The sequence below is a fragment of the Stenotrophomonas sp. a6 genome (assembly GCF_030913325.1).
Lineage (GTDB): Bacteria > Pseudomonadota > Gammaproteobacteria > Xanthomonadales > Xanthomonadaceae > Stenotrophomonas > Stenotrophomonas maltophilia.
Genome location: NZ_CP133161.1, coordinates 186,317 through 210,156 on the forward strand (window position 1 = coordinate 186,317; position 23,840 = coordinate 210,156).

The following is a 23,840-nucleotide window of genomic DNA, read 5'->3' on the forward strand; positions in this document are numbered from 1 at the left end:
ACGGTCGGCACCCACCCCTTCCTCTTCCGGTGGGTGCCGACCGTTGGTCGGCACACCCGAACGGTTGATGAGGTTGCCGGCCAGCGGCCGGCACTACCATTACGCGGCGACCGGCGCCTGCGGCGGCGAGGAAGGGCTGTTGCCGTTGTCGTCCGGATGGTCGTCGTCGTTGTCGGCGTCATCGCGCCAGCGCCAGTCGGCCGGCGTCAACGGATCCAGGCCATAGGCGATGCGCGCCTTGTCGCACTGCGGGCTGGCCTTGCCGTACTCCCACGATGCATCCACCTCGCGGCACACGCTGGGCCGGTTGGGATGGATGGTGCAGCGTGAATACACGCCGATCTGCGCATCCAGCGCCACGCAGCGCACCGGCTTGGAATGGGTGCCGCGCATGCACAGGCGGTGCGGGTCCAGCACCTCGGTGAGCTGGTGCGGCACGCCGCCGGGGGTGACCTCGTCTGATTCCATCCAGTGGAAGGCCACGCGGTACTGGGTGCAGCAGGCGCCGCAGGTCATGCAGGGATGTTGCATGGGCAAGCCGCCTCGGGCGGCAGTCGGAATCAGGAACGAGGGTGCGGATTTTCCACGAAGTGGGCCGCCGCGCAAGAAATTCCGTAAGCGGCGACAATGAACGGATGAACCGACCCTGCAATATTGCCGCCCGCTTGCCTGAACTGGCGCGTGAACGGCCTGATCAGATCGCCATCCGCTGCCCTGGCCGCCGTGGCGCCGGCAACGGCATGGCCGCCTACGACGTGACCCTGGATTACCGCCAGCTGGACGCCCGCAGCGACGCCATGGCGGCCGGCCTGGCCGGCTACGGGATCGGCCGTGGAGTGCGCACGGTGGTGATGGTGCGGCCGTCGCCGGAGTTCTTCCTGCTGATGTTTGCCCTGTTCAAGCTGGGCGCGGTGCCGGTGCTGGTCGACCCGGGCATCGACAGGCGCGCGCTGAAGCAGTGCCTGGACGAGGCGCAGCCGGAGGCCTTCATCGGCATTCCGCTGGCGCATGTGGCGCGGCTGGTGCTGCGCTGGGCCCCCTCGGCGGCGCGCCTGGTGACCGTGGGCCGCCGCCTCGGCTGGGGCGGGACCACGCTGGCCGCGCTGGAGCGCGCCGGCGCCAAGGGTGGGCCGATGCTGGCCGCCACCGACGGCGAGGACATGGCCGCGATCCTGTTCACCAGCGGCTCCACCGGCGTGCCCAAGGGCGTGGTCTACCGCCATCGCCACTTCGTCGGCCAGATCCAGCTGCTGGGCAGCGCCTTCGGCATGGAAGCGGGCGGGGTGGACCTGCCGACCTTCCCGCCGTTTGCCCTGTTCGATCCTGCGCTGGGCCTGACCTCGGTCATCCCGGACATGGACCCGACCCGGCCGGCACAGGCCGACCCGGCCCGCCTGCATGACGCCATCCAGCGCTTCGGCGTGACCCAGCTGTTCGGCTCGCCGGCGCTGATGCGGGTGCTGGCGAAGCATGGCCGGCCGCTGCCGACGGTGACCCGGGTGACCTCGGCGGGTGCGCCGGTGCCGCCGGACGTGGTCGCCACCATCCGCAGCCTGCTGCCGGCCGACGCGCAGTTCTGGACGCCGTATGGCGCTACCGAGTGCCTGCCGGTAGCGGTGGTCGAAGGCCGCGAGCTGGAACGCACGCGCGCCGCCACCGAGGCCGGCGCCGGCACCTGCGTGGGCAGCGTGGTGGCGCCGAACGAAGTGCGCATCATCGCCATCGATGACGCGCCGCTGGCCGACTGGTCGCAGGCGCGCGTGCTGGCGGTCGGCGAAGTGGGTGAAATCACGGTGGCTGGCCCGACCGCCACCGACAGCTACTTCAACCGCCCGCAGGCCACGGCCGCAGCGAAGATCCGCGAGACGCTGGCCGATGGCAGCACCCGCGTGGTGCATCGCATGGGCGACGTCGGTTACTTCGATGCGCAGGGTCGCCTGTGGTTCTGCGGGCGCAAGACGCAGCGCGTGGAAACCGCGCGCGGACCGCTGTACACCGAACAGGTCGAGCCGGTGTTCAACACCGTCGCAGGCGTGGCGCGCACCGCGCTGGTCGGTGTCGGCGCCGCCGGTGCGCAGGTGCCGGTGCTGTGCGTGGAACTGCTGCGCGGCCAGTCCGACAGCCCGGCGCTGCAGGAAGCGCTGCGTGCGCACGCCGCAGCGCGCACGCCTGAGGCCGGCCTGCAGCACTTCCTGGTGCATCCGGCGTTCCCCGTCGATATCCGTCACAACGCCAAGATCGGCCGCGAGAAGCTCGCCGTCTGGGCCAGCGCCGAACTGGAGAAGCGCGCATGAAGATCCTGGTCACCGGTGGTGGTGGGTTCCTTGGCCAGGCGCTGTGCCGCGGGCTGGTCGAACGTGGCCACCAGGTACTGGCGTTCAACCGCAGCCATTACCCGGAGCTGCAGGTGATGGGCGTCGGCCAGATCCGTGGCGACCTGGCCGACCCGCAGGCGGTCCTGCATGCGGTGGCCGGCGTCGATGCGGTATTCCACAACGGTGCCAAGGCCGGTGCGTGGGGCAGCTATGACAGCTACCACCAGGCCAATGTGATCGGCACCGACAACGTCATCGCCGCCTGTCGCGCGCACGGTATCGGCCGGCTGGTGTACACCTCCACGCCCAGCGTGACGCACCGGGCCACCCACCCGGTAGAAGGCCTCGGCGCCGACGAAGTGCCGTACGGCGAAGATTTCCAAGCGCCCTATGCGGCCACCAAGGCGATTGCCGAACAGCGCGTGCTTGCAGCCAATGACGCCTCGCTGGCGACGGTGGCGCTGCGTCCGCGCCTGATCTGGGGCCCTGGCGACCAGCAGCTGGTACCGCGCCTGGCCGAACGTGCACGACAGGGCCGCCTGCGCCTCGTGGGCGATGGCAGCAACAAGGTCGATACCACCTACATCGACAACGCCGCGCTTGCCCACTTCCTCGCCTTCGAGGCACTGGCGCCCGGTGCCGCATGTGCAGGCAAGGCCTACTTCATTTCCAACGGCGAACCGCTGCCGATGCGCGAGCTGGTCAACCAGCTGCTGGCCGCCGTGGGTGCACCGAGGGTGGACAAGGCGATCAGCTTCAAGACCGCGTACCGTATCGGCGCCATCTGCGAGCGGCTGTGGCCGCTGCTGCGCCTGCGTGGCGAGCCGCCGTTGACCCGGTTCCTGGCCGAGCAGCTGTGCACGCCGCACTGGTACAGCATGGAGCCCGCCCGCCGTGACTTCGGCTATGTGCCGCAGGTCAGCATCGAAGAAGGGCTGCGCAGGCTGAAGGCTTCATCTGCTGCTTAGATCGCCGTCACTGGTTGCACACCGCAGGATCGGGAGGATGGATCCACGCCATCCAAGGCTCGACCACCCGCGAGGAGCGCCATGCTGCATTACGCCATCATTTTCTTTGTCATCGCCATCATCGCCGCCGTTCTGGGTTTCTCCGGTATCGCCGGCGCCGCAACGAACATCGCCTGGATCCTGTTCGTGGTGTTCCTGATCCTTGCGGTGATCTCGATGTTCCGCAAGCGAGGCTAGCCGGTAGTGCCGGCCGCTGGCCGGCATCGCTTTCCGCAGAGTCGAGCCATGCTCGACTCTGCGGGCGATCACCACGTTACACAGCGCTCTGCAGCCCGCGATCGGCCTCATGGCGTTCCAACGCCAGTTCGATCAGGCGCGTGATCAGCGTGGTGTAGTCAACACCGCTGGCGCCCCACAACTTCGGGTACATGCTGATGCGGGTGAAGCCCGGCAGCGTGTTGACCTCGTTGATGACGATCTCGCCGTCTGCGGTGAGGAACACATCCACGCGCGCCATGCCCGCACACTCCAGCGTCTGGTAGGCCTGCCGCGCGATCTGCCGGATACGCGCCTGGGTGGCGGCGTCGATGTCGGCCGGCACCACCACGTCAGCGCCATTGGCATTGATGTACTTGGTGTCGTAGGCGTAGAACTCGTCGTGCACCACCACCTCGCCGCATACGCTGGCCTGCGGGTGCTCGTTGCCCAGCACCGCGCATTCGATCTCGCGGCCGACCACCGCCGATTCCACCAGCACCTTGTGGTCGTAGCGCAGCGCCAATGCCAGTGCCTCGGCAAAGCCCGCCGCATCCTTGACCTTGCTCACACCCACCGACGAACCCTGGTTGGCCGGCTTCACGAACAGCGGCAGGCCGAGCTGGGCGATCACCGCATCGGCATCCACCTCCGCGGCCTCATGGCGGCGGATGCACAGCCACGGCGCCACCTGCAGCCCCGCGTCGCGCAGCAGGCGCTTGGTCACGTCCTTGTCCATCGCCACCGCCGAGCCCAGTACCGGCGAACCGACGAAGGGCAGGTTGATCATGCGCAGCAGCCCCTGCAGCGCACCGTCTTCGCCGAGTGGCCCATGCACGATCGGCAACACCACATCGATCTGGCCCAGCGCACTGGCCGCATCGGACGGCTGCAGCTGCGCCTGCTCGGCGCCCGGGCGCACCGCCAGCGACTGGCCCGAGCGATGCAGCGCGATGCGCGACGGATCATCGGCATTGATCAGGAAGGTATCCGGCTGGCTCAGATGCCACTGGCCCTGCTTGTCGATGCCGACCAGCACCGGCTCGAAGCGCTCGCGATCAAGCGCATCGAGGATGTTCTTCGCCGACTGCAGCGAAACTTCGTGCTCGGAAGACTTGCCGCCGAAAATAATGCCAACCCGGGTCCGTGCCATGGGGAGTGCGATGTCCTGTGCGTTGCGTGGCCCCATAGCATGAACCTTCATCGGCCCACCGCGTGAGGCACAGATGAACCAGAAATCCATCCACGCATGGCGTGGATCTACCGTCCTCATGGTCCATCAACAGGGGTCGGAGCCCGTTGCGCTACAACGGGATCCGACCCCACGGACGACAGGAAACTGTCGAAGGCGGGGTGGGTCCGGTTGTGGGGGCGTGAGCCGCATGGATGCGGCGACCGAGCTTACATGGACGTACTTGCAGCGTCCCCCGCAACCGGACCCACCCCGCCATCCCACGGATAGCCAGCTTTTGATGTTGATCTTGCCGGCCAGCGGCCGGCACTACCACGGGTGCCGGGCGGCAGCCCGGCAGCCCGGCAGCCCGGCCCAAGCCCCCCACCCACGCAGGTAGAATGCGCACATGGCTCTCTCCCTGCTCAAGTCCCTCAAGCCGGTCGCTGGCCGCGCCCTGCAGATCGCCCTGAACCGCGCGCTGGCGCTGGATCCGGATACCCGCCATGCATTGGCCAGCCTCGACGGCCGGCATATCGACCTGACCCTGGAAGCGCCGTCGCTGGCCATGCGCATCAGCGTCGACGGCGACCAGCTGCGGGTCGGCCCGGTGGACGCACAGGAAGCCGACCTGGCCGTGCGCAGCAGCCTGGCCGGCGTGCTGGCGCAGCTGCCGCTGCTGGCCAACGCGCGGCGCGGCGACAACAACGGCAAGGGCCGTGTGCGCGTGGCCGGCGATGCCGAGCTGGCGCGCCGCATGCAGCAGCTGGCCAAGGGCTTCGATCCGGACTGGCAGCAGCCTTTCGTCAGCGTATTCGGCGAAGTACTGGGCGTGCAGGTCGCCAACACCCTGCGCAGCGCCCTGCAGCACGCGCGCCAGGGGGCGATCGATCTGGCCCACAGCGCCGCTGAGTTCATCACCGAGGAGTCGCGCGATGTGGTGCCGCGCGCCGAGCTGGATGCCTTCCACGACGACGTGGATGTGCTGCGCGATGACGTGGAGCGCCTTGGTGCACGCGTGCAGCGCCTGCGGGGTGCCGCATGAAGGCCGTGCTGCGGGCCAGCCGCATTGGCCGGGTGATCCTGCGTTACCGCCTCGACGACCTGCTGCAGGACACGCCGGCCGAGCGCTGGCTGCGCCTGGCCAAGCCGTTCGTGCCGCGCGCCTCGGCCAGCATCGCTTCGCAGTCGCGCGGTGCGCGCCTGCGCCTGGCGCTGCAGGATCTCGGCCCGATCTTCGTCAAGTTCGGCCAGATCCTGTCCACCCGCCGCGACCTGGTGCCGCCGGACGTGGCCAACGAACTGACCCTGCTGCAGGACCGGGTCAAGCCGTTCGATGGCGAGACCGCGCGCCGCATCGTCGAGGACGCGCTCGGCCTGCCGGTCAGCGAGGCCTTCGCCAGCTTCGACACCGAACCGCTGGCCTCGGCCTCGATCGCGCAGGTGCACGCGGCCACGCTGGCTGATGGTCGCCAGGTGGTGGTCAAGGTACTTCGACCGGGCATCGAGAAGCAGATCGACGCGGATATTGCCCTGCTCAATTCGCTGGCCGCGCTGGTCGAGCGCACCCACCCGCGCGCCGACAAGATCCGGCCGCGCGAAGTGGTGGCCGAGGTCGAGAACACCCTGGCCGCCGAGCTGGACCTGCAGCGCGAAGGCGCCAACGCCAGCGTGCTGCGCCGCTTCTGGGAAAACAGCGACGACCTGTACGTGCCGGAAGTGATCTGGAGCCACACCGCCGAGCGCGCGCTGACCCTGGAGCGGGTGTGGGGCATTCCGTCCGATGACATCGCTGCACTGGACAAGGCCGGCATCGACCGCAAGGCGCTGGCCGCCAAGGGCGTGCGGGTGTTCTATACTCAGGTGTTCCGCGACAACTTCTTCCACGCCGATGCGCACGCCGGCAACATCTGGGTCGACACCGATCCGGCGCGCCGTGCCAATCCGCGCTTCATCGCGCTGGACTTCGGCATCATGGGCCAGCTCTCGCAGGAAGATCAGTACTACCTGGCCGAGAACTTCATGGCCATCTTCAACCGCGATTACCGCCGCATCGCCGAACTGCACGTGCAGGCACGCTGGATGCCCGACCACGTACGCATCGACGATCTGGAAGCGGCCGTGCGTTCGGTATGCGAGCCGTACTTCACACGTCCGCTGTCGCAGATCTCGCTGGCCGAAGTGCTGATGAAGCTGTTCCGGGTGGCGCAGCGCTACCAGCTGACGCTGCAGCCGCAGCTGATCCTGCTGCAGAAGACCCTGCTGAACATCGAGGGCGTCGGCCGCCAGCTGGACCCGCAGATCGACATCTGGGCGGTGGCCAAGCCGGTGCTGGCGAAGATCCTGCGCGAGCGCTACAGCCCGCGCCGGGTGGTGCGCGAGCTGGGCAAGCGCCTGCCGGAAATCATGACCCATGCGCCGGACATGCCGCGGCTGGTGCACGCCTGGCTGACCCAGCAGGTGGAAGGCCGCCACGAACTGGCGATGCGTTCGCGCGATCTGGTCGCGCTCGACGCCAGCCTGCAGCGCCTGCAGAAGCGCGCCGTGGGCGCGATCACCGGTGTGGGCCTGCTCGCCATCGCTGCACTGATGTATGTGCTGCAGCCGCCGGGCTGGTACTGGGGCGACGTGCCGGCGTGGAGCTGGCTGTCCGGTGCGGTCGGCGTGGTGGCGCTGGCGCGCGCGTGGTGGCGCTGACCCCGGCAGATTGAAGATCGGCGGCACGGTACGCCGCCGATCAATTACAGGCTCACCAGTGGTAGCCCAGGCCCAGGTGCGACTGCACACTCTGGAAGCTGTCCAGGCGCGTCCTGTGCCAGGTCTTGCCGATACCCACGTCCAGCACCAGATGCTCACCCAATGGCTGGCTGCGGCGCAGGAAGGCACGCCGTGCATCGTGCTCGCGCAGCAGCAGCGGATCGGACTCGGCGGTATAGCCGGACGTGCCGCTGCCCAGCCACAGCTGGGTCGAACCACGGCCTTGCCCATCCTTCAGCCGCAGCGACAGTGTGGTGCCATGCCCATCCGGTCCATTGGACTGGCGGTGCCGCTCGTGGCGCAGTGAGGCAGTCACGCGCGGGAAGTAATGCGAGGCACCCACCGACCAGCCGCTCACATGGGCGCCGGCATGGTACTGGGCGTATTTGCCGCCCACGCTCAGTACGGTCTGCGGTGTCACGTTCCACTGGATGTCCTGGTTGACCTGGCGGTTGACGAACACCGGATCATCGTTGGATGCCGTGACAGCGGTGCGGGTGGACAGGCGCGGGCTCCAGCGATGGTGCAGCGAGCCCTGCATGCGGTTGCCGCTGAATCGCCTGCTGCCGTAGTCACGCTCGCCATGGGCCAACCCCAGGTGCCAGCGGCTGCCGCCACTGCGTCCGGCCACGTCCACTGTCTGTACGTCGCGCTTGCCGAAGCCATCGCTGTAGTCGGCATGGTCCAGCTGCACCGTGACACGGTCGACGCCGGCGTGGGCGCTGCAGACAGCCAGCAGCAGGGCGCATGGCAGTGCGCCACGGATGATCAATCGCATGGGGTTACTCCAGGGGTTGGGAATGCAATGACTGCAGCAGCCGGTAGCGGCCGGGCGGCAGGTTTCGTTCCACGGTGATGCGCGGCCCGAACTGGCTTCCCGGCGCGACGATGCGGCCGGGCAGGATGATCACGCCGACGCCCAGCGCGGCACCTTCGCCGATCCAGGCGCCGAGCTTGTCGCGCTGGCTGTCGATGACGGTGTCGCCGATGTGGACGGTGACCGTTGCCCCATCCAGGCGATGGTTGCTGGTACGCACCAGGGCGCCGAGATAGACCCGGTCATCGATGCGGCTGTCGGCGATGAAGCACTGCGGGCCGATGCTGACCTGGTTGCCCAACCGTGCGTTCTTCAGTTCGCTGGCAAAGCCGATACGCGTGCCGTCACCGATGCACAGCGGGCCGCGCAGCAGTGCGTTGTTGCCGATCAGGCAGTCGCGGCCGATCGACACCGGACCCTGGACATGGGCGCCGTCGCAGATGCGACTGCCGGCACCGATCCGTACGGCGCCGTGCAGGGTGGCCCGTGGCGAGACCTCCGCGTCGGGATCAGTGTGGGGCGCAAGTGTCGACAGTGCCTCGGCCATCGCGGCGAGGTCATTCCACCACATGCGGGTACCTCGTCGGCTTGTCGCGCACGGGTTCGCGGCCGGTGAACAGCCCCGCCAGGCCATGAAACAGCCAGATCGCATAGGCGAGCAGTACATACAGCATCGAGAAGGCCGCCGCCGGCACCAGCCACGCGCGTCGGTGGTGGATGGCACTGATCACTGCCAGCAGCATGACGATGCCGGTCCAGAACAGCGGCATCACCGACAGGGCAAGGCCACCCGGTCCGTGCAGCCGGGCCGCGCCGAACCATACCTGCAGCGACAGCATGATGCCGGCCAGGGCGAGCAGCATCATCGGCAGGATGCTGAAAATGCCGAAGCGTGTCAGCAGCAGGCGGCGATGCAGGCGCATGCATACCGCATAGCCGACGATCCAGCGTCGCCAGCGCCGCCATTCCTCCACCAGCGTGTTGCATTCCTGCGGGTAGACCACGCAGCGGATGCTCTGGCGAACCCGATAGCCCTGCGCAACCAGCGACCAGGACATGTCGAGGTCTTCCACGCGGGTGCGATCGGAAAATCCGACCTTGCGCAGCACCGAAGTACGGAACAGGCCACACGAGCCGGAAACGATGAACGGTGCGCCGCCCAGCCATTGCTGGAAGCTGCGCTTGATCACGATCATCGGCAGTTTCAGGCTGGCGCGCACATGGGGGAGGAAGCCGGCGCCCTGCAGGCTGGACGAGGGGACCCCGCCAACCGCATCGGCGCCGCGCTCGATCTCGGCCAGCAGATAGCCCAGGCCATGGCTGCGCGAATCGATATGGGTATCTGCGTCGGTCAGGAACACCTGCTCGGCGGTTGCGTGCTGCAGCCCGTGCATCAGCGCACCGCCCTTGCCGGTGTTGGCCTGGTGCACGGCCACCAGGCGCCCGGGCCAGCGCGCCTGCAGTGCATCAAGCACCTGAGCCGTGTTGTCGGTGGAACCATCGTTGACACAGATCACCCGCGCCACGTACGGGTTTTCCAGCAGGCTGGCCAGCGAGCGCTCCAGGCAGGGGGCTTCGTTGTAGGCCGGCACGATCGCGTCGATGCTGTACAGGCGGGTGCTGGGCCGGCGCGAGGCCTGCACGCAGATTCGTACCAGGATGAAAGCGCACATGGCCAGGAACAACAGCGTCTTCATCAAAGCACCAGACGGTAGGGCAGGAAGCCCTCGCTGGGACCGATGCCGATCTGCTGGCCACGGAACTGCGCATGGCAGCGGAGATGGCTTTCCTGCATGTAGTGGCGATCGCCCTGGCTGGCATGCTCGCGCAGCGCGTGGATCTTCAGCTCCAGCTGCGCGCTGATGTCCTCGAACACCTGCGGCGCGAACTGCGGCAGGGTGCTGGGGCTCTCATAACAGAGGATCTGCGGAATGTGGCGGCAGGCGATGATCGACGCTTCGTGAACGGTGCGATGGTCCTGGTGATGATCCTCACCACACATCGTGTAGATGCGGTCTGGTTCGATCAGCGTGCAGACCTGTTCGATCGACGCAATGATGTCGTTGCGGCAGGTGGGGAATCGTGTGTCCGGGAAATCCTGCTGGATCACCTCGGCCACCCCGAGCCGGTGCAGGGCGCGATGCGATTCATCGCTGCGGTCGATGCCGGCGTGGCAGCCCCGGCCGCCACGGCTGAGTACCAGTGCATGGATGCGTGAGCCGGCGCGGGCGAGCTTTGCCAGGCTGCCACCGCAACCGAGTTCGATGTCATCTGGATGGGCACCGATTGCCAGAATGTTCAATGTCATGGCCGTGTCCTAGCGGAAGCCGGGTGCGCGGCGGCCAGGCATGCTGTCCCCGCGCGAAGGAGGCGGGAACTATCGCAACGTGGAAGTTGCTGCGGAGCTAGGAATTATTGGAACTGTTCCTGCATAGGCCACAATGGGCGCTGATTCGTAGCGAATTCACGGGGATATGGCCTTGCATCTGTCGGAACTGAAGAACGAACTGGCCCACTTCGGTGCCGAAAACGACGCCCGTGAAGTCGAACGCGGCCGCCGCATGCTCAACATCACGCCAGACACGGGCGAATTCCTCGCGGTGCTGGTGCGCTTCGGCACTGCGCGCCGGGTGCTGGAGATCGGCACCTCCAACGGCTATTCCACGCTGTGGCTGGCCGAGGCCGCCGCCGCCATCGACGGCCACGTGACTACGCTGGAATACGCCGAGGACAAGGCGGCGATGGCGCGTGACACCTTCGCGCGCAGTGGCCTGGCCGATCGCATCACGCTGGTCCACGACGATGCCGGGCCGTGGCTTGTAGAGGCCGCCGATGCCAGCATTGACCTGCTGTTCCTCGATTCGGACCGCGGGCAATACGCCGGCTGGTGGCCGCAGCTGCGCCGCGTGCTGCGTCCGGGTGGCCTGCTGGTGGTGGACAACGCCACCTCGCATGCGGGAGAGATGGAACCGCTGCGCGTGCTGCTGGACGCTGATCCTGACTTCAGCACCAGCCTGGTGCCGGTGGGCAACGGCGAGCTGCTGGCCGTACGCAACGCCTGACCGCCGTGCTGCCCGCGCCTGATCCGGTAGTGCTGGCCGCGCATGATCCGGTAGTGCTGGCCGCGCCTGATCTGGTAGTGCCGGCCGCTGGCCGGCAAGCCCAGCAGCCAGACGATCCGCAGGCAGCCGGCCAGCGGCCGGCTCTACCGCATTCAGTACCCAGCCTCGATAATCCCGCCGTGAGCACCGAACCCGATACCCTCGCCGCGGTCGAGACTGAAACCGCGCCCCTGCAGCTGCTGCACCTGGATGAGCGCCTGGCTGTGGTCAACAAGCCTGCCGGGCTGATGGTCCACGACAGCAAGCTGGCCCGTGGCGAAGACGACTTCCTGGCCGACCGCCTGCGCGAGCAGCTGGGCCGCCCGATCTTCCTCGTGCATCGCCTGGACCGGGCCACCAGTGGCTGCCTGCTGCTGGCCTTTGACCGCGAGACCGCCAGTGCGCTGGGCAAGGCGCTGATGGGTGGCGAGGTGCTGAAGGACTACCTGACCGTCTGCCGGGGCTGGCCGGCCGAACTCGCCTGGCAGGTCGATCATGATCTGGACGGCGGCCCGGGCAAACCGGTGAAAAAGCCGGCGGTCACCGACTTCCAGCGCCTGGCCACCGGAGAGTTGTCGGTGCCGGTCGGTGAATTCACCCGCTCGCGTTATGCGTTGCTGCGCTGCCAGCCACAGACCGGGCGCTTCCGGCAGATCCGCCGGCACCTCAAGCACCTGTCGCATCACATGATCGGCGACACCAGCCACGGTGATGGCCGCCACAACCGCATCTTCCGCATGCAGGGCGTGCACCGCATGCTGCTGCACGCCGAGCGCCTGCGGTTCCCGCATCCTGAGGGCGGCAACGTGGATGTCAGTGCGCCGCTGGATCGTGAGTTCCAGAAGGCGCTGGACCTGTTCGGCTGGCAGGTGGACCTATAGACGGTAGTGCCGGCCGCTGGCCGGCATCTGCCTGATCCCAACCGTACGAGGTTGCCGGCCAGCGGCCGGCACGACCTCACTTCTTTTCCGGCTCGTTGACGATCGCTTCCAGGTCCTTCTGCAGGTCCGCGAACAGCGGCTGCATGCGCGCCTGGATCGCCACCATCACGTTCTGCATCAGGGCCGGGGTCTTGTCCAGCAGGCTCTGGCCGGCCGCGCTCTCGTAGAACTCGGCCATCGCCAGCACGTCTTCCTTGCTGAAAGTCTTCTTGTACAGGTCCACGTACATCGGCCGCAGCTGCTGCCAGGACAGTGCCTGGCGCAGGGTCTGGCTGGTCCGTGCCTGGATCCGCTTCAGCTGCTCCTGCTGCTGGGCATTGAGCTGGCGCTGTGCGGCCACCTGCTGGAACTGCTGCTGCTGCATCGCCTCGATCTGCGGCAGCATGGTGTCGATCATGCTCTGCGCACGTGACGCGGACAGCAGACGGTTGATGTCGCCATCGGTCGGCGGCGCGGCCAGGGCGGGGACACTGGCCACGGCCAGCGCCAGCAGCAGGGCGGCGCGGCGCAGCAGGGACGGCAGGGCGGGTGCGGAGCGGGTCATGCGAAGCTTCCTGCGGTACATGGGACGGCCAGCATACCCGCAGCCAAGGCGAAGGCGGCGTGTTCGGTACCTGATCGGCGGCATACGGCGCGCGATGCGCACTCCGACACGTGGCTGCCGCTACAATGCGCGGATGGGCAGTGGACCGGTCACCATCAACGCGCAGCTTGAAATCCCCGACGGCGAGATCGTCGAGCGGTTCGTGCGTGCCAGCGGTGCCGGTGGCCAGAACGTCAACAAGGTCTCCACTGCGGTGGAACTGCGTTTCGACGTGGCCAACTCGCCCTCGTTGCCCGAACCGTTGCGCACGCGCCTGCTGGCGCGGCGTGACCGGCGCATGACCGGCGAAGGCGTGCTGGTCATCGACGCGCAACGTTTCCGTACCCAGGATCGCAATCGCGAGGATGCGCGCGAGCGGCTGGCGGCCTTCATCCAGGCCGGGCTGAGCGTGCCCAAACCGCGCAAGGCCACCAAGCCGACCCTCGGGTCGAAACTGCGTCGTCTGGACGCCAAACGCGGGCGCGCGCAGATCAAGCGCGGGCGCTCATCACGTGACTGGGAGTGATTGCTTGAACAACCCGACTCCGCTGCTGCCGGCCGTGCCGCCGCAGATGCCACAGGTCAAACCCAACGCCTTCCTGCGCTGGCTGGCGCGCTGCACCCTGCGCATGGGTGGCTGGAAGGTGACCGGCACCCTGCCTGACATCCCGCGCCTGGTGTTCATCATCGCGCCGCATTCGTCCAACTGGGACGGCCTGTGGGGCATGGCGGCCAAGATCGCGCTGGGCATGAAGGTGAAGGTGCTGGGCAAGGCCTCGCTGTTCTGGTGGCCGCTGGGGCCGCTGCTGCACAAGCTGGGCGTGATCCCGCTGGACCGCAGCTCGCCGCAGGGCACGGTGGGCCAGGCGGTGGACCTGCTGCGCAACAACGAGAAGATGTGGTTCGCCATCACCCCCGAGGGCACCCGAAAGGCGGTGAAGGAGTGGAAGGCCGGCTTCCTGAAGATCGCCCGGATGGCCGACGTGCCGATCCTGGCCGCCTATTTCCATTACCCGGAAAAGACCATCGGCATCGGCCCGCTGTTCCAGCCGACCGGCGACGATGCTGCCGACATGGCCGCCATCCGCGAGTTCTACCGGCCGTGGATCGGCAAGACCCGCGGCACGGTCTGAGCCGGCCGCAGGCCGTCGCATAGACGCCACGTCCGGCACATGCCGGGCGAGCGCGACAGGAGTAGGGTGGAGGGCTGGTATTCCATACCGTCTGCCCAAGGAGCGTTTTACATGTCGCGTACCGTAGTCCTGGCCGCCGCCATCAGCCTGGCGCTGGCGGCCTGTTCCGGCAAGGAGTCCACCCCCGTGTCCGATGCCCAGAAAGCCCCGGCCCAGCAGCCGGCCGAAGCCTCCACCAATCCGCTGCTGAGCGCCAGCACGCTGCCGTTCCAGGCGCCGCAGTTCGACAAGATCAAGGACAGCGACTACCTGCCGGCCTTCGAAGAAGGCATGCGCCAGCACCTGGCCGACGTTCGCAAGATCGCCGACAGCAGCGAGCCGGCCACCTTCGACAACACCATCGTGGCGATGGAGCGCAGCGGCGAGACCCTGACCCGCGTGTCGCGCATCTTCTTCGGCCTGGTCCAGGCCGATACCAACGATGCACGCCAGAAGATCCAGGAAGAAGTGGCGCCGAAGCTGGCCGCGCACCAGGACGAGATCAACCTCGACCCGAAGCTGTTCGCGCGCGTGAAGTCGATCTATGACCAGCGCGACACGCTTGAACTGGATCCGGTGCAGAAGCGCCTGGTCGAGCACTACTACGATGGCCTGGTGCGCGCCGGCGCACAGCTGTCCGACGCCGACAAGGCATCGCTGCGCAAGCTCAACGTGGAAGAAACCACCCTTTCCACCCAGTTCCACACCCGCCTGGTGGCCGCTACCGCCGCTGCGGCCGTTGTCGTTGACGACAAGGCCAAGCTGGCCGGCCTGGACGAGGATGCGATCAACAACGCCGCCAACGCAGCGAAGGAGCGCAAGCTGGATGGCAAGTTCCTGCTGCCGCTGCAGAACACCACCCAGCAGCCGGTGCTCGGCTCGCTGAGTGATCGTGACCAGCGTGCCGCCGTGCTGAAGGCTTCGGAAACCCGTGCCGAGCGTGGCGATGCCAATGACACCCGGCAGACCGTGCAGCGCCTGGCCCAGCTGCGCGCGCAGAAGGCCAAGCTGCTCGGCTTCGACACCTTCGCCGACTACCAGCTGGGCGACCAGATGGCCAAGACCCCGGCCGCCGCGCTGAAGCTGCTGACCGACACCGTGCCGGCCGCCACCGCCAAGGCCCGCGCCGAAGCCGGCGAGATCCAGAAGGTGATCGACGCGCAGAAGGGCGGCTTCCAGGTCGCCGCCTCGGACTGGGATTTCTACGCCGAGCAGGTGCGCAAGGCCAAGTACGATCTGGACGAGTCGCAGATCAAGCCGTACTTCGAACTGGACAACGTGCTGCAGAACGGCGTCTTCTACGCCGCCACCCAGCTGTACGGCATCACCTTCAAGCCGCGTACCGACATTCCGACCTACAACCCGGACATGAAGGTGTACGAAGTGTTCGACAAGGACGGCACCTCGCTGGCCCTGTTCTACACCGACTACTTCAAGCGTGACAGCAAGTCTGGCGGCGCCTGGATGGACGTGTTCGTCGAGCAGGACGGCCTGACCGGCGCCAAGCCGGTGGTCTACAACGTCTGCAACTTCACCAAGCCGGCCGCCGGCCAGCCTGCGCTGATCAGCTTCGACGACGTCACCACCATGTTCCATGAGTTCGGCCATGCACTGCATGGCATGTTCTCGAACGTGAAGTATCCGTCGATTGCCGGCACCGCCACCTCGCGCGACTTCGTCGAGTTCCCGTCGCAGTTCAACGAGCACTGGGCGCTGGACCCGAAGGTGTTCGCCAACTACGCCAAGCACTACAAGACCGGCGAGGCGATGCCGCAGGAGCTGGTCGACAAGATCCTCAAGGCACGCAGCTTCAACCAGGGCTATGCGACCACCGAGTACCTGTCGGCCGCACTGCTGGACCTGGCCTGGCACACGCAGAAGGCCGACGCGCCGCTGCAGGACGTCGGCGCCTTTGAAGCCAGCGCGCTGAAGAAGTTCAAGGTCGACCTGCCGCAGGTGCCGCCGCGTTACCGCACCACCTACTTCGACCACATCTGGGGTGGCGGTTACTCGGCCGGCTACTACGCCTACTTCTGGGCCGAAGTGCTGGATCATGACGCCTACCAGTGGTTCACCGAACACGGTGGCCTGACCGCCGCCAATGGCCAGGAATTCCGCGACAAGATCCTCTCGCGCGGCAACAGCGTGGAGCTGTCGACCCTGTACCGCGATTTCCGCGGCAAGGACCCGTCGGTGGAACCGCTGCTGAAGTTCCGCGGGCTGAAATAAGCGCGACCTGAAGTACGAAAGAAATAACGGCGGGGGAAACCCCGCCGTTTTTCGTTGAATCGATACCATCGACAGATTCCGCAGTTTGCCGCTCATCCACGCATGGCGTGGATCCATGTATCGACCAAGGTCGACACCCACCAGAAGCAGGCCATGCTGTTCCGACAGTTCGCGGAGATCTGTCGAAGGCGGGGTGGGTCCGGTTGCGGGGGTGTCCGCGGCATGGATGCCGCGGCCAAGCTTACAGGGACGTACTTGCAGCGTCCCCGCAACCGGACCCACCCCGCCATCCCCCAGGAAACCGGCTTTGGCTGTTGCTGTTGCTGTTGAGGTTGCCGGCCAGCGGCCGGCACTACCGGGTGCCGGGCACAGCCCGGCCATCACGTCCCCACGTGTACCCGGTTGGCCTGTTCGGCCAGGCCCAGGTGATCCAGCGCGATGTCCAGCGCCAGCACATAGCTCTGCGCACCGTACCCGGCGGCAATGCCCAGGCGCTGGCCGACACCGGCCGGCAGGCACGGCTCGGCCACCGCGCCGTCGTCATGTACTTCCACGTAGGCGTTGTGCAGGTAGGGCAGCAGGCGCTGAAGACGCAGGCTGTTGGCACACGCACCCGGGTCCAGCAGCGTCACCTCGCCACGGCTGTGGTCGGCCACGCGCAGGGCGTCCAGCAGTTCCTGTTCCGAGCCGCAGGCGCGTATCGCCACGCTGGTGCCGGCGTCGATCGCCCGGTGCACCAACGACTTCAGTACCGGTGCCGGCAGCGGCATGGCGGTACGGATCAGCGCACCGGCGGCTTCCGGGCCACGGATGATGAAGATCGACATGGCTCAGCCCTCCTGCGCCAGGCGGCGGCCGACGATGGCCAGCGACAACGGATAACCGGCCTGCTGGCTGCGCTGGTCGATGACCACCGCCGCCGGGCCATGCTGCAGTCGCAGGCGCGCCTCCAGGCCGGGCTCGCTGGGTGCCTGCAACTCGATGTACTGCGCCGGCAGCCGTTCCAGCGCCGCCTGCAGCGCACCGCCCTCGGCCTGCCATTGCGCCTCGTCGGCCACGCCGACATCCAGCAGCACCCAGTCGGCCGAACGCGCCTGCGGCTGGCACAGGCACTGGCGCACTTCGGACAGGCTGGCGCAGTCGCTGCACAGCACGCGATGGCCGTTCAGCTGCGCCGGCAATTGCGGGCGCGGCGCGGACGAAGATGCGTGGCGGATCACCAGGAGGGTCATACAACACCTTGCGGAATGCGCCCTGCGGCGCGGTGGGCACACGATGCGCGCGCTGGCCGTAAAGGTGCGATGCCCGCGGCCGGTCCCGCGCGTAAAACCTGCGTAACCCGGCACTACCGGGAACCTCTCCCCCCGTGTGTGGTCTGATGCAGCTACCACCCACCCGGAGCCTGCCATGGACGCCGTTGCCCGCCCTCCCTTTTCCGATCGCGCGCTGGCCTGGCTGAAGAAGGAGGCGCTGCCGTTGCTGGTGATGCTTGGCCTGCTCGCCGCCGCCCGCGATACCCTCGCCAACCACTACGTGGTGCCCAGCGGTTCGATGCAGCCGACCCTGCAGCCCGGCGACCGGGTGGTGGTGGACATGCGCGCCTACGGCCTGCGCCTGCCATTCACCAGCAGGGAACTGATGTCCACCGGCACGCCGCAGCGCGGCGAAGTGGCGGTATTCGATTCGCCAGCCGACGGCACCCGCCTGATCAAGCGCGTTGCCGCAGTGGCCGGTGACCATGTGCAGCTGCACGAAGGGCACCTGACCATCAACGGCCAGCCGCTGCAGACTGCGGACCTGCAGGATGTGGAAGCCTTCGGTGAACGCCGTGCCAGCCTCGATCTGGACATGGGGGGCGGCCCGGACATCGCCGACCTGGTGGTGCCGGACGGCAAGGTGCTGGTGCTGGGTGACCACCGTGGCAACAGCTTCGATGGCCGCTTCTTCGGCTTCGTAGATGCCGACAAGGTCTACGGCCGTGCGGTGGCGGTGTACTACCGCCGCGGCGACGGTTTCGAGTGGCAGCGCCTGTAAGCTGAATTGATACTTCTTGAGTATCAATCCTGACTTATCAGGTTATGGATCGACTGGATGGACGGGCCTAGTCTGAGGCCCGTTCCCTCCCACGCCCGGCCGTCCCCACCGGCCCTTCGATTCCATGACTGGCGAAACTGCGGCGGCCGTTGAAGGCCGTCCCTCCATTCTCGATACCGGCACCGACACCCGCATCCAGCAGGGCACCCCGGCCTTCCGCCGCACCGCGCTGGCGCTGTTCCTGGCCGGCTTCTCCACCTTCGGCCTGCTGTACACGGTGCAGCCGCTGCTGCCCGAGTTCAGCCGTCACTTCGGCGTGTCCGCCGCCGGCAGCGCGATGTCGCTGTCGTTGACCACTGGCACGCTGGCGGTGGCGATGCTGCTGGCCGGCCTGCTGTCCGACGCGGTCGGCCGTCGCCCGTTGATGATCGTTGCGCTGTTGGCGTCGGCCATGCTGTCGCTGTGCACCGCGCTGGTGGACGACTGGACCACGCTGCTGGTGCTGCGCACCCTGCTTGGCCTGGCGCTGAGCGGCGTGCCGGCGGTAGCGATGACCTACCTGGTCGAGGAAATGGACAGCCGCGCGCTGGGCCTGGCGATGGGCCTGTACATCGGCGGCAACGCCATCGGTGGCATGAGCGGGCGCCTGCTGGCCGGCATCATCGCCGACCATTGGGGCTGGCGCTGGGGCATCGGCGTGGTCTCGATCATCGCCGTGGCCAGCACCGTGCTGCTGTGGCTGCAGCTGCCACCGTCGCGGCACTTCCATGCACGTCGCGGCGGCCTGCGCCAATTGCCGTCGCGCTGGCGCACGCTGTTCGCCGACCCGGGCCTGCCGTGGCTGTTCGCCACCTCGTTCGTACTGATGGGCGTGTTCGTCACCCTCTACAATTACCTGGGCTATCACCTGCTGGCGCCGCCCTACCATCTCAGCCAGACCGTGGTCGGGCTGATCTTCAGCGTCTATCTGGTGGGTACCTTCAGTTCGGCGTGGATGGGCCAGCAGGCCACGCGCTACGGACGCGGCCGCATCCTGTCGATCTCGTTCGCGCTGATCGGCGCCGGCATCGCGCTGCTGGCGATGCCGTGGCTGAGCACGATGGCGCTGGGTATCGCACTGGTGACCTTCGGCTTCTTCGGTGGTCATTCCGTGGCCAGCAGCTGGGTTGGAAGCCGCGCCGGCGCGATGCGTGCGGAAGCCTCGGCGCTGTACCTGTTCGCCTACTACCTGGGGTCCAGCGTGCTGGGCGGTGTGGGTGGCCTGGCCTATGCAGCCTGGGACTGGCTTGGCGTGTGTGCGTTCGCCGCCGTGCTGACCCTGATCGGCGGTGGCATCGTCTGGGCGCTGCAGCAGCGCGCGCCGCAGCCGGTCACGGCGTGACCCAACGCACGGTAGTGCCGGCCGCTGGCCGGCAACCACGGTGTGGCGGGTCTGCCGAGGTAGAGTCGACTGTTAGTTGACTGCTCTTCCATCAGATCGCGAAAACCCCGCGCTGCGCGCGATAGTCGACTAACAGTCGACTCTACCGGCGAATGCCCCGCGCAGCAGCGTGGCGAAATTGCGGATCAACGGGGTTACCCGTTCGCGATGCCACGCCAGCTGCACTTCCGAATGGGCACCGGCATCGGCCAGCGCCACGAAGCGCGATCCTTCCACCCGGATGTGATCGCACGAAGACGGCAGGATCGCGGCGCCCAGGCCTGCGGCGGCCAGGCTGATCAGCGTCGAGGCTTCACCCGCCTCCTGCACGATGCGCGGTGTGAATCCGGCAGCCGCGCACAACGCGATCATGTGGTCGTGGATGCCCGCACCGGCACTGCGGCGGAACGCCACGAATGGCTCCTGCGCGAAGTCGCGCAGCGACAGCGTGCCCTGCTTCGACAGTCTGCGCAGGGCAGGATGGTCGGCATGCACGATCAACGCCAGCGGATCGACGAACAGGCTGTGCGCCACCAGTTCCGGTGGCAGCGCACGCTTGCGGATGATGCCCACGTCCAGTGACCCGTCGAGCAGCGCGTCGATCTGCTGCAGGGTGTTCATCTCGCTCAGCTGCAGCCGCACCTGCGGATACTGCTGGCGGTAATGCAGGATCGAACGCGGAATCTGCGGCGACAGCGGCGTGGCGCGGGTCAGGCCGATGTGCAGTTCACCCTGCTCGCCGCGCTGCGCGCGCTGTACCTCGTCCACCGCCGCTTCCACCTGCTGCACGATGGCGCGTGCACGTTCCTGCAGCAGCTCGCCCGCAGGCGTCAGCTGCACACGACGGTGGCTGCGCACGAACAGGCGCGCACCGATCAGGTCCTCCAGCTGGCGGATCTGCTGGCTGAGCGGCGGCTGCGACATGCCCAGCCGCTCCGCCGCCTGGCCGAAGTGCAGCGTATCGGCGACAGCGAGGAAGTAGCGCAGGTGGCGGAGTTCGATGGACATGGGGCCAGTTTATTCATCGTCAGCCGGAAATGAATCAGAGATGGGATCCGATCCCGTGCCGACCAACGGTCGGCACCCACCAACAGCAGCTGGCACCAACAGCAGCAACCAACTGTCGAAGGCGGGGTGGGTCCGGTTGCGGGGGTGTGAGCGGCACGGATGCCGCGACCAAGTCTCGGGGGTCACTTCATGGACGGGTTTACGGCGTCCCCCGCAACCGGACCCACCCCGCCATCCCACGGAATGCCCGCTGTTGCTTTTGAGGTTGCCGGCCAGCGGCCGGCACTACCGCAGGTGCAGGGCGGCAGCCCTGCAAACCAGAACACCCCTCACCGCTCCGAATGCCCGCTCTGGTCGTAATCGCGCGGGCTGAACAACTCCGGCTGGATCAGCTCGATGAACGCCCGCGCCTGCGCCGACAGCGCCTTGCCCCGGCGCACGATCACCCCGTAACTGCGTTCCGGGAACCAGCGCTTCATCGACCGCGCCGCCAACCGCTCGCGGTCGGCCTCGTTCAGGCACAGCGCCGGCACGATCGAAATGCCCATGCCCATCGCCACGTACTGCTTGATCACCTCCCAGCCGCCGACCTCCAGTGCCACGGTGTAGGCGATGCGGTGGCGCTGGAACACCTGGTCCACCAGGCGATAGGTGATCTGCCGCTTCGGCGGCAGTACCAGCGGATAGCGCGCGATGTCGGCCAGCTCCAGCTCGCCGCCACTGGCCAGCGGATGATCGTGCGGTGCGATCAGCACCTGCTCGAAGCGGTAGGCCGGGGCGTAGCTCAGGTCGGCCGGCACATCGGTCATCGAACCGATCGCTAGGTCGGCGGCATCCTCGCGCAGCAGGTCGGTGCCGTCGGCGCTGATCGCGTTGTGCAGGGTCAGGCGCACGTCCGGGTGATGCAGGCGGAAGCGTTCGACGATCTTGGGCAGCAGGTAGAGGATGGTGGAACTGTTGGCGGCGATGTTCAGTTCGCCCGCATCCAGTCCGCGCACCTTGTCGCGGAAGCGCGCCTCCAGCCCGTCCAGGTTTTCCACCAGTGGCTGCGCCATTTCATACAGCAGCTGGCCCTCGCGGCTGGGCACCAGGCGCCGCCCGCTGCGCTCGAACAGCGGCACCCCCAGCTCCCGCTCCAGCGCCTGCAACTGAAGGCTGATCGCCGGCTGGCTGACGAAAAGTGCCTCAGCCGCCCGTGAGACTGAACCCAGGCGCACAGTCTGGCAGAACGCGCGCAGCGGCTTCAGCCGGTCGGATTTGTAGGAAAAACGCGGACTTGGCGGAGTGCGTGTGCTCATCGTGTCACGAGTATTAGCACAACTTATGTAGAACATTGCAAAAACTGTTTTGCCAAATACTCCGGCCCAGCGGCACCGTGGAGACGTTCCCCCACCGCTGGAGTCGCCTCATGTCCGCCGTCGCTTCCGCTGTTCCCACCCCTGCCAGCAAGGCTACCCCCGGCATCGCCCTGGCGACCCGCGTGGCCGGCCAGGACACCCTGCTGCCGGCGCCGCTGCTGGCCCTGCTGGTGTCGCTGCACCGCGCGGTGGAACCGGGCCGGCAGGCACGGCTGCAGGCCCGCCGCGAGCGTCAGGCGTTCTTCGATCAGGGCGGCCTGCCGGACTTCCGCGAAGACACCACCGCGATCCGCAACGGCGACTGGCGCGTTGCCCCGCTGCCGGCCGCGCTGCAGGACCGCCGCGTCGAGATCACCGGCCCGACCGACCCGAAGATGGTCATCAACGCGCTGAACTCCGGCGCCAAGGTGTTCATGGCCGACTTCGAGGATTCGACCTCGCCGACCTGGCGCAACCTGCTGGCCGGCCAGCAGTCGCTGGCGGCGGCGGTGCGCGGTGATCTGCAATTCACCGCTGCAAATGGCAAGCACTACAGCCTGCGCCCGTACGACGAGCAGGCGGTGCTGATCGTGCGCCCGCGCGGCTGGCATCTGGACGAAAAGCACGTGGCCATCGACGGCCAGCCGCTGGCCGGTGGCCTGTTCGACGCGGCGGTGTTCGCCTTCCACAACGCCCGCACCCTGCAGGCGAAGGACCGCGGCCCGTACTTCTACCTGCCCAAGCTGCAGAGCATGGAAGAGGCGGCGCTGTGGGAGACCGCGCTGTCGCACATCGAAGGCATGCTCGGCCTGCCGCATGGCCAGATCAAGGTGACGGTGCTGATCGAAACGCTGCCGGCGGTGTTCGAGATGGACGAGATCCTGCACGCGCTGCGTGACCGCATCGTCGGCCTGAACTGCGGGCGCTGGGACTACATCTTCTCGTACCTGAAGACCTTCCGCCGCCACGCCGACCGCGTGCTGCCCGAACGCGGCCAGGTGACCATGACCCAGCCGTTCCTGAAGGCCTATTCGGAACTGCTGATCCAGACCTGCCACCGCCGCGGTGCGCATGCGATGGGCGGCATGGCCGCGCAGATTCCGATCAACAACGATGCCGCCGCCAACGAACAGGCGATGGCCCGCGTGCGCGCCGACAAGCTGCGCGAAGTCACCGCCGGCCATGACGGCACCTGGGTTGCGCACCCGGCGCTGATTCCGGTGGCGATGGCGATCTTCGACGAACACATGCCCGGTGCGAACCAGCACAGCGTGCTGCGCCAGGACGTGCGCGTCGGCCGCGACGAACTGATCGCACGGCCGCCGGGCACCATCACCCGCGCCGGTTTCGAAGGCAACGTGGAAGTCTGCGTGCGCTACCTGGCCGCTTGGCTGGATGGCAACGGCTGCGTGCCGATCCACCACCTGATGGAGGATGCGGCCACCGCCGAGATCAGTCGCAGCCAGCTGTGGCAGTGGCTGCACACACCGGGCCAGCAGTTGGACGACGGCACCGCGATCGACCTCGCGCTGCTGGATTCCACCCTCTCGCAGCTGCCGGCACGGCTGGGCGATACCGCCGCGCTGCCCGGTGGCGCACGCATCGGCGAGGCCATCGCCCTGCTCGGCGAACTGAGCCGTAGCGACGAACTGACCGATTTCCTGACCCTGCCCGCCTACGCGCGCATCGACTGACCGACTGCCCGCAAACCCGCCGTTTCCCTCCCCGTTGC

General features: G+C 67.5%; 24 protein-coding genes. 13 read left to right on the forward strand and 11 right to left on the reverse strand.

The window, feature by feature from the left end; genetic code table 11:
- Positions 1-99: 99 nt before the first annotated feature.
- Entirely contained in the window at positions 100-531 is a 432-nt protein-coding gene (locus tag Q9Q79_RS00835; RefSeq protein ID WP_005407630.1) for a YkgJ family cysteine cluster protein, read from the reverse strand.
- Between the two features lie 104 nt (positions 532-635).
- On the opposite strand from Q9Q79_RS00835, the gene oleC reads away from it, so the two are divergent.
- From oleC to Q9Q79_RS00850, 3 genes are all read left to right on the forward strand, one after another.
- Positions 636-2,294, forward strand: coding sequence for an olefin beta-lactone synthetase (gene oleC, locus Q9Q79_RS00840; protein WP_024956304.1), 1,659 nt, complete (start codon positions 636-638; stop codon positions 2,292-2,294).
- Positions 2,291-3,283: a 2-alkyl-3-oxoalkanoate reductase gene (gene oleD, locus Q9Q79_RS00845; protein ID WP_012478771.1), complete on the forward strand. Its 993-nt coding sequence runs from the start codon at positions 2,291-2,293 to the stop codon at positions 3,281-3,283. The genes oleC and oleD overlap by 4 nt, the downstream gene beginning before the upstream one ends.
- Before the next feature lie 81 nt (positions 3,284-3,364).
- Positions 3,365-3,520, forward strand: a complete 156-nt coding sequence (locus Q9Q79_RS00850; RefSeq protein WP_005407633.1) for a DUF1328 domain-containing protein — start codon at positions 3,365-3,367, stop codon at positions 3,518-3,520.
- A gap of 76 nt (positions 3,521-3,596) precedes the next feature.
- On the opposite strand, the gene ddlA is transcribed toward Q9Q79_RS00850, so the two are convergent.
- Positions 3,597-4,691, reverse strand: a complete 1,095-nt coding sequence (ddlA, locus tag Q9Q79_RS00855; RefSeq protein ID WP_076739815.1) for a D-alanine--D-alanine ligase — start codon at positions 4,689-4,691, stop codon at positions 3,597-3,599.
- A gap of 427 nt (positions 4,692-5,118) precedes the next feature.
- Here ddlA and Q9Q79_RS00860 point away from each other — a divergent pair, with 427 nt between their 5' ends.
- Together Q9Q79_RS00860 and ubiB are read left to right on the forward strand one after the other, a co-directional pair.
- Positions 5,119-5,754 (forward strand): SCP2 sterol-binding domain-containing protein, encoded by a 636-nt coding sequence (locus Q9Q79_RS00860; protein ID WP_076739809.1) that lies wholly within the window; start codon positions 5,119-5,121, stop codon positions 5,752-5,754.
- Entirely contained in the window at positions 5,751-7,406 is a 1,656-nt protein-coding gene (ubiB, locus tag Q9Q79_RS00865) for a ubiquinone biosynthesis regulatory protein kinase UbiB (RefSeq protein WP_059034153.1), read from the forward strand. The genes Q9Q79_RS00860 and ubiB overlap by 4 nt, the downstream gene beginning before the upstream one ends.
- A 52-nt stretch (positions 7,407-7,458) precedes the next feature.
- Here the strand turns inward: ubiB and Q9Q79_RS00870 are convergent, their stop codons facing one another.
- The 4 genes from Q9Q79_RS00870 to Q9Q79_RS00885 are packed head-to-tail and all read right to left on the reverse strand — an operon-like array spanning position 7,459 to position 10,591.
- Positions 7,459-8,244 (reverse strand): YaiO family outer membrane beta-barrel protein, encoded by a 786-nt coding sequence (locus tag Q9Q79_RS00870; RefSeq protein WP_060380409.1) that lies wholly within the window; start codon positions 8,242-8,244, stop codon positions 7,459-7,461.
- A 4-nt stretch (positions 8,245-8,248) separates the two neighbouring features.
- Complete coding sequence (locus Q9Q79_RS00875) at positions 8,249-8,854, reverse strand: acetyltransferase (RefSeq protein WP_044569363.1); 606 nt, start codon at positions 8,852-8,854, stop codon at positions 8,249-8,251.
- The gene (locus tag Q9Q79_RS00880; protein ID WP_049460985.1) at positions 8,841-9,980 is read right to left on the reverse strand and encodes a glycosyltransferase family 2 protein; all 1,140 of its coding nucleotides are present in this window, start codon (positions 9,978-9,980) and stop codon (positions 8,841-8,843) included. The genes Q9Q79_RS00875 and Q9Q79_RS00880 overlap by 14 nt, the downstream gene beginning before the upstream one ends.
- Positions 9,980-10,591, reverse strand: a complete 612-nt coding sequence (locus Q9Q79_RS00885) for a PIG-L deacetylase family protein (protein WP_012478778.1) — start codon at positions 10,589-10,591, stop codon at positions 9,980-9,982. Before Q9Q79_RS00885 ends, Q9Q79_RS00880 begins: the two co-directional genes overlap by 1 nt.
- Positions 10,592-10,757: 166 nt before the next feature.
- Here Q9Q79_RS00885 and Q9Q79_RS00890 point away from each other — a divergent pair, with 166 nt between their 5' ends.
- Both Q9Q79_RS00890 and Q9Q79_RS00895 read left to right on the forward strand, forming a co-directional pair.
- Positions 10,758-11,345: an O-methyltransferase gene (locus Q9Q79_RS00890; RefSeq protein ID WP_201862168.1), complete on the forward strand. Its 588-nt coding sequence runs from the start codon at positions 10,758-10,760 to the stop codon at positions 11,343-11,345.
- Positions 11,346-11,524: 179 nt separating this feature from the next.
- A complete protein-coding gene (locus tag Q9Q79_RS00895) occupies positions 11,525-12,265 on the forward strand; it encodes a pseudouridine synthase (RefSeq protein WP_012478780.1) in 741 nt (246 codons plus the stop codon).
- A gap of 76 nt (positions 12,266-12,341) precedes the next feature.
- Here Q9Q79_RS00895 and Q9Q79_RS00900 read toward each other — a convergent pair whose 3' ends face one another.
- Complete coding sequence (locus tag Q9Q79_RS00900) at positions 12,342-12,869, reverse strand: DUF2059 domain-containing protein (RefSeq protein WP_005407643.1); 528 nt, start codon at positions 12,867-12,869, stop codon at positions 12,342-12,344.
- A 133-nt stretch (positions 12,870-13,002) separates the two neighbouring features.
- Between Q9Q79_RS00900 and arfB the strand changes: the two genes are divergently transcribed.
- The 3 genes from arfB (at position 13,003) to dcp (ending at position 16,309) form a co-directional block, all read left to right on the forward strand.
- Positions 13,003-13,434 (forward strand): alternative ribosome rescue aminoacyl-tRNA hydrolase ArfB, encoded by a 432-nt coding sequence (arfB, locus tag Q9Q79_RS00905; protein WP_005407644.1) that lies wholly within the window; start codon positions 13,003-13,005, stop codon positions 13,432-13,434.
- Positions 13,435-13,438: 4 nt separating this feature from the next.
- On the forward strand, positions 13,439-14,041 hold the full coding sequence (locus Q9Q79_RS00910) for a lysophospholipid acyltransferase family protein (RefSeq protein WP_005407645.1): 603 nt from the start codon (positions 13,439-13,441) through the stop codon (positions 14,039-14,041).
- A gap of 111 nt (positions 14,042-14,152) precedes the next feature.
- The gene (gene dcp, locus Q9Q79_RS00915) at positions 14,153-16,309 is read left to right on the forward strand and encodes a peptidyl-dipeptidase Dcp (RefSeq protein WP_012478784.1); all 2,157 of its coding nucleotides are present in this window, start codon (positions 14,153-14,155) and stop codon (positions 16,307-16,309) included.
- A gap of 380 nt (positions 16,310-16,689) precedes the next feature.
- On the opposite strand, the gene Q9Q79_RS00920 is transcribed toward dcp, so the two are convergent.
- Positions 16,690-17,136 (reverse strand): 3-dehydroquinate dehydratase, encoded by a 447-nt coding sequence (locus Q9Q79_RS00920; protein ID WP_004153636.1) that lies wholly within the window; start codon positions 17,134-17,136, stop codon positions 16,690-16,692.
- Between the two features lie 3 nt (positions 17,137-17,139).
- Entirely contained in the window at positions 17,140-17,541 is a 402-nt protein-coding gene (locus Q9Q79_RS00925) for a hypothetical protein (RefSeq protein ID WP_005407647.1), read from the reverse strand.
- A gap of 175 nt (positions 17,542-17,716) precedes the next feature.
- On the opposite strand from Q9Q79_RS00925, the gene lepB reads away from it, so the two are divergent.
- Both lepB and Q9Q79_RS00935 read left to right on the forward strand, forming a co-directional pair.
- Entirely contained in the window at positions 17,717-18,343 is a 627-nt protein-coding gene (lepB, locus tag Q9Q79_RS00930) for a signal peptidase I (RefSeq protein WP_005407648.1), read from the forward strand.
- A gap of 124 nt (positions 18,344-18,467) precedes the next feature.
- On the forward strand, positions 18,468-19,724 hold the full coding sequence (locus Q9Q79_RS00935) for an MFS transporter (RefSeq protein WP_100438971.1): 1,257 nt from the start codon (positions 18,468-18,470) through the stop codon (positions 19,722-19,724).
- A gap of 129 nt (positions 19,725-19,853) precedes the next feature.
- On the opposite strand, the gene Q9Q79_RS00940 is transcribed toward Q9Q79_RS00935, so the two are convergent.
- Positions 19,854-20,771: a LysR family transcriptional regulator gene (locus Q9Q79_RS00940; protein ID WP_005411915.1), complete on the reverse strand. Its 918-nt coding sequence runs from the start codon at positions 20,769-20,771 to the stop codon at positions 19,854-19,856.
- A gap of 329 nt (positions 20,772-21,100) precedes the next feature.
- Positions 21,101-22,069, reverse strand: a complete 969-nt coding sequence (locus tag Q9Q79_RS00945; protein ID WP_005407651.1) for a LysR family transcriptional regulator — start codon at positions 22,067-22,069, stop codon at positions 21,101-21,103.
- A gap of 110 nt (positions 22,070-22,179) precedes the next feature.
- Between Q9Q79_RS00945 and aceB the strand changes: the two genes are divergently transcribed.
- The gene (aceB, locus tag Q9Q79_RS00950) at positions 22,180-23,802 is read left to right on the forward strand and encodes a malate synthase A (protein WP_033833256.1); all 1,623 of its coding nucleotides are present in this window, start codon (positions 22,180-22,182) and stop codon (positions 23,800-23,802) included.
- Positions 23,803-23,840: the final 38 nt, after the last annotated feature.

Excerpts from the sequence above, each read along its gene's own strand:
- Q9Q79_RS00835 (WP_005407630.1), bottom strand. The coding sequence starts at position 531 with ATGCAACATCCCTGCATGACCTGCGGCGCCTGCTGCACCCAGTACCGC.
- oleC (WP_024956304.1), top strand. The coding sequence starts at position 636 with ATGAACCGACCCTGCAATATTGCCGCCCGCTTGCCTGAACTGGCGCGT.
- oleD (WP_012478771.1), top strand. The coding sequence starts at position 2,291 with ATGAAGATCCTGGTCACCGGTGGTGGTGGGTTCCTTGGCCAGGCGCTG.
- Q9Q79_RS00850 (WP_005407633.1), top strand. The coding sequence starts at position 3,365 with ATGCTGCATTACGCCATCATTTTCTTTGTCATCGCCATCATCGCCGCC.
- ddlA (WP_076739815.1), bottom strand. The coding sequence starts at position 4,691 with ATGGCACGGACCCGGGTTGGCATTATTTTCGGCGGCAAGTCTTCCGAG.
- Q9Q79_RS00860 (WP_076739809.1), top strand. The coding sequence starts at position 5,119 with ATGGCTCTCTCCCTGCTCAAGTCCCTCAAGCCGGTCGCTGGCCGCGCC.
- ubiB (WP_059034153.1), top strand. The coding sequence starts at position 5,751 with ATGAAGGCCGTGCTGCGGGCCAGCCGCATTGGCCGGGTGATCCTGCGT.
- Q9Q79_RS00870 (WP_060380409.1), bottom strand. The coding sequence starts at position 8,244 with ATGCGATTGATCATCCGTGGCGCACTGCCATGCGCCCTGCTGCTGGCT.
- Q9Q79_RS00875 (WP_044569363.1), bottom strand. The coding sequence starts at position 8,854 with ATGTGGTGGAATGACCTCGCCGCGATGGCCGAGGCACTGTCGACACTT.
- Q9Q79_RS00880 (WP_049460985.1), bottom strand. The coding sequence starts at position 9,980 with ATGAAGACGCTGTTGTTCCTGGCCATGTGCGCTTTCATCCTGGTACGA.
- Q9Q79_RS00885 (WP_012478778.1), bottom strand. The coding sequence starts at position 10,591 with ATGACATTGAACATTCTGGCAATCGGTGCCCATCCAGATGACATCGAA.
- Q9Q79_RS00890 (WP_201862168.1), top strand. The coding sequence starts at position 10,758 with ATGGCCTTGCATCTGTCGGAACTGAAGAACGAACTGGCCCACTTCGGT.
- Q9Q79_RS00900 (WP_005407643.1), bottom strand. The coding sequence starts at position 12,869 with ATGACCCGCTCCGCACCCGCCCTGCCGTCCCTGCTGCGCCGCGCCGCC.
- arfB (WP_005407644.1), top strand. The coding sequence starts at position 13,003 with ATGGGCAGTGGACCGGTCACCATCAACGCGCAGCTTGAAATCCCCGAC.
- dcp (WP_012478784.1), top strand. The coding sequence starts at position 14,153 with ATGTCGCGTACCGTAGTCCTGGCCGCCGCCATCAGCCTGGCGCTGGCG.
- Q9Q79_RS00920 (WP_004153636.1), bottom strand. The coding sequence starts at position 17,136 with ATGTCGATCTTCATCATCCGTGGCCCGGAAGCCGCCGGTGCGCTGATC.
- Q9Q79_RS00925 (WP_005407647.1), bottom strand. The coding sequence starts at position 17,541 with ATGACCCTCCTGGTGATCCGCCACGCATCTTCGTCCGCGCCGCGCCCG.
- lepB (WP_005407648.1), top strand. The coding sequence starts at position 17,717 with ATGGACGCCGTTGCCCGCCCTCCCTTTTCCGATCGCGCGCTGGCCTGG.
- Q9Q79_RS00935 (WP_100438971.1), top strand. The coding sequence starts at position 18,468 with ATGACTGGCGAAACTGCGGCGGCCGTTGAAGGCCGTCCCTCCATTCTC.
- Q9Q79_RS00940 (WP_005411915.1), bottom strand. The coding sequence starts at position 20,771 with ATGTCCATCGAACTCCGCCACCTGCGCTACTTCCTCGCTGTCGCCGAT.
- Q9Q79_RS00945 (WP_005407651.1), bottom strand. The coding sequence starts at position 22,069 with ATGAGCACACGCACTCCGCCAAGTCCGCGTTTTTCCTACAAATCCGAC.
- aceB (WP_033833256.1), top strand. The coding sequence starts at position 22,180 with ATGTCCGCCGTCGCTTCCGCTGTTCCCACCCCTGCCAGCAAGGCTACC.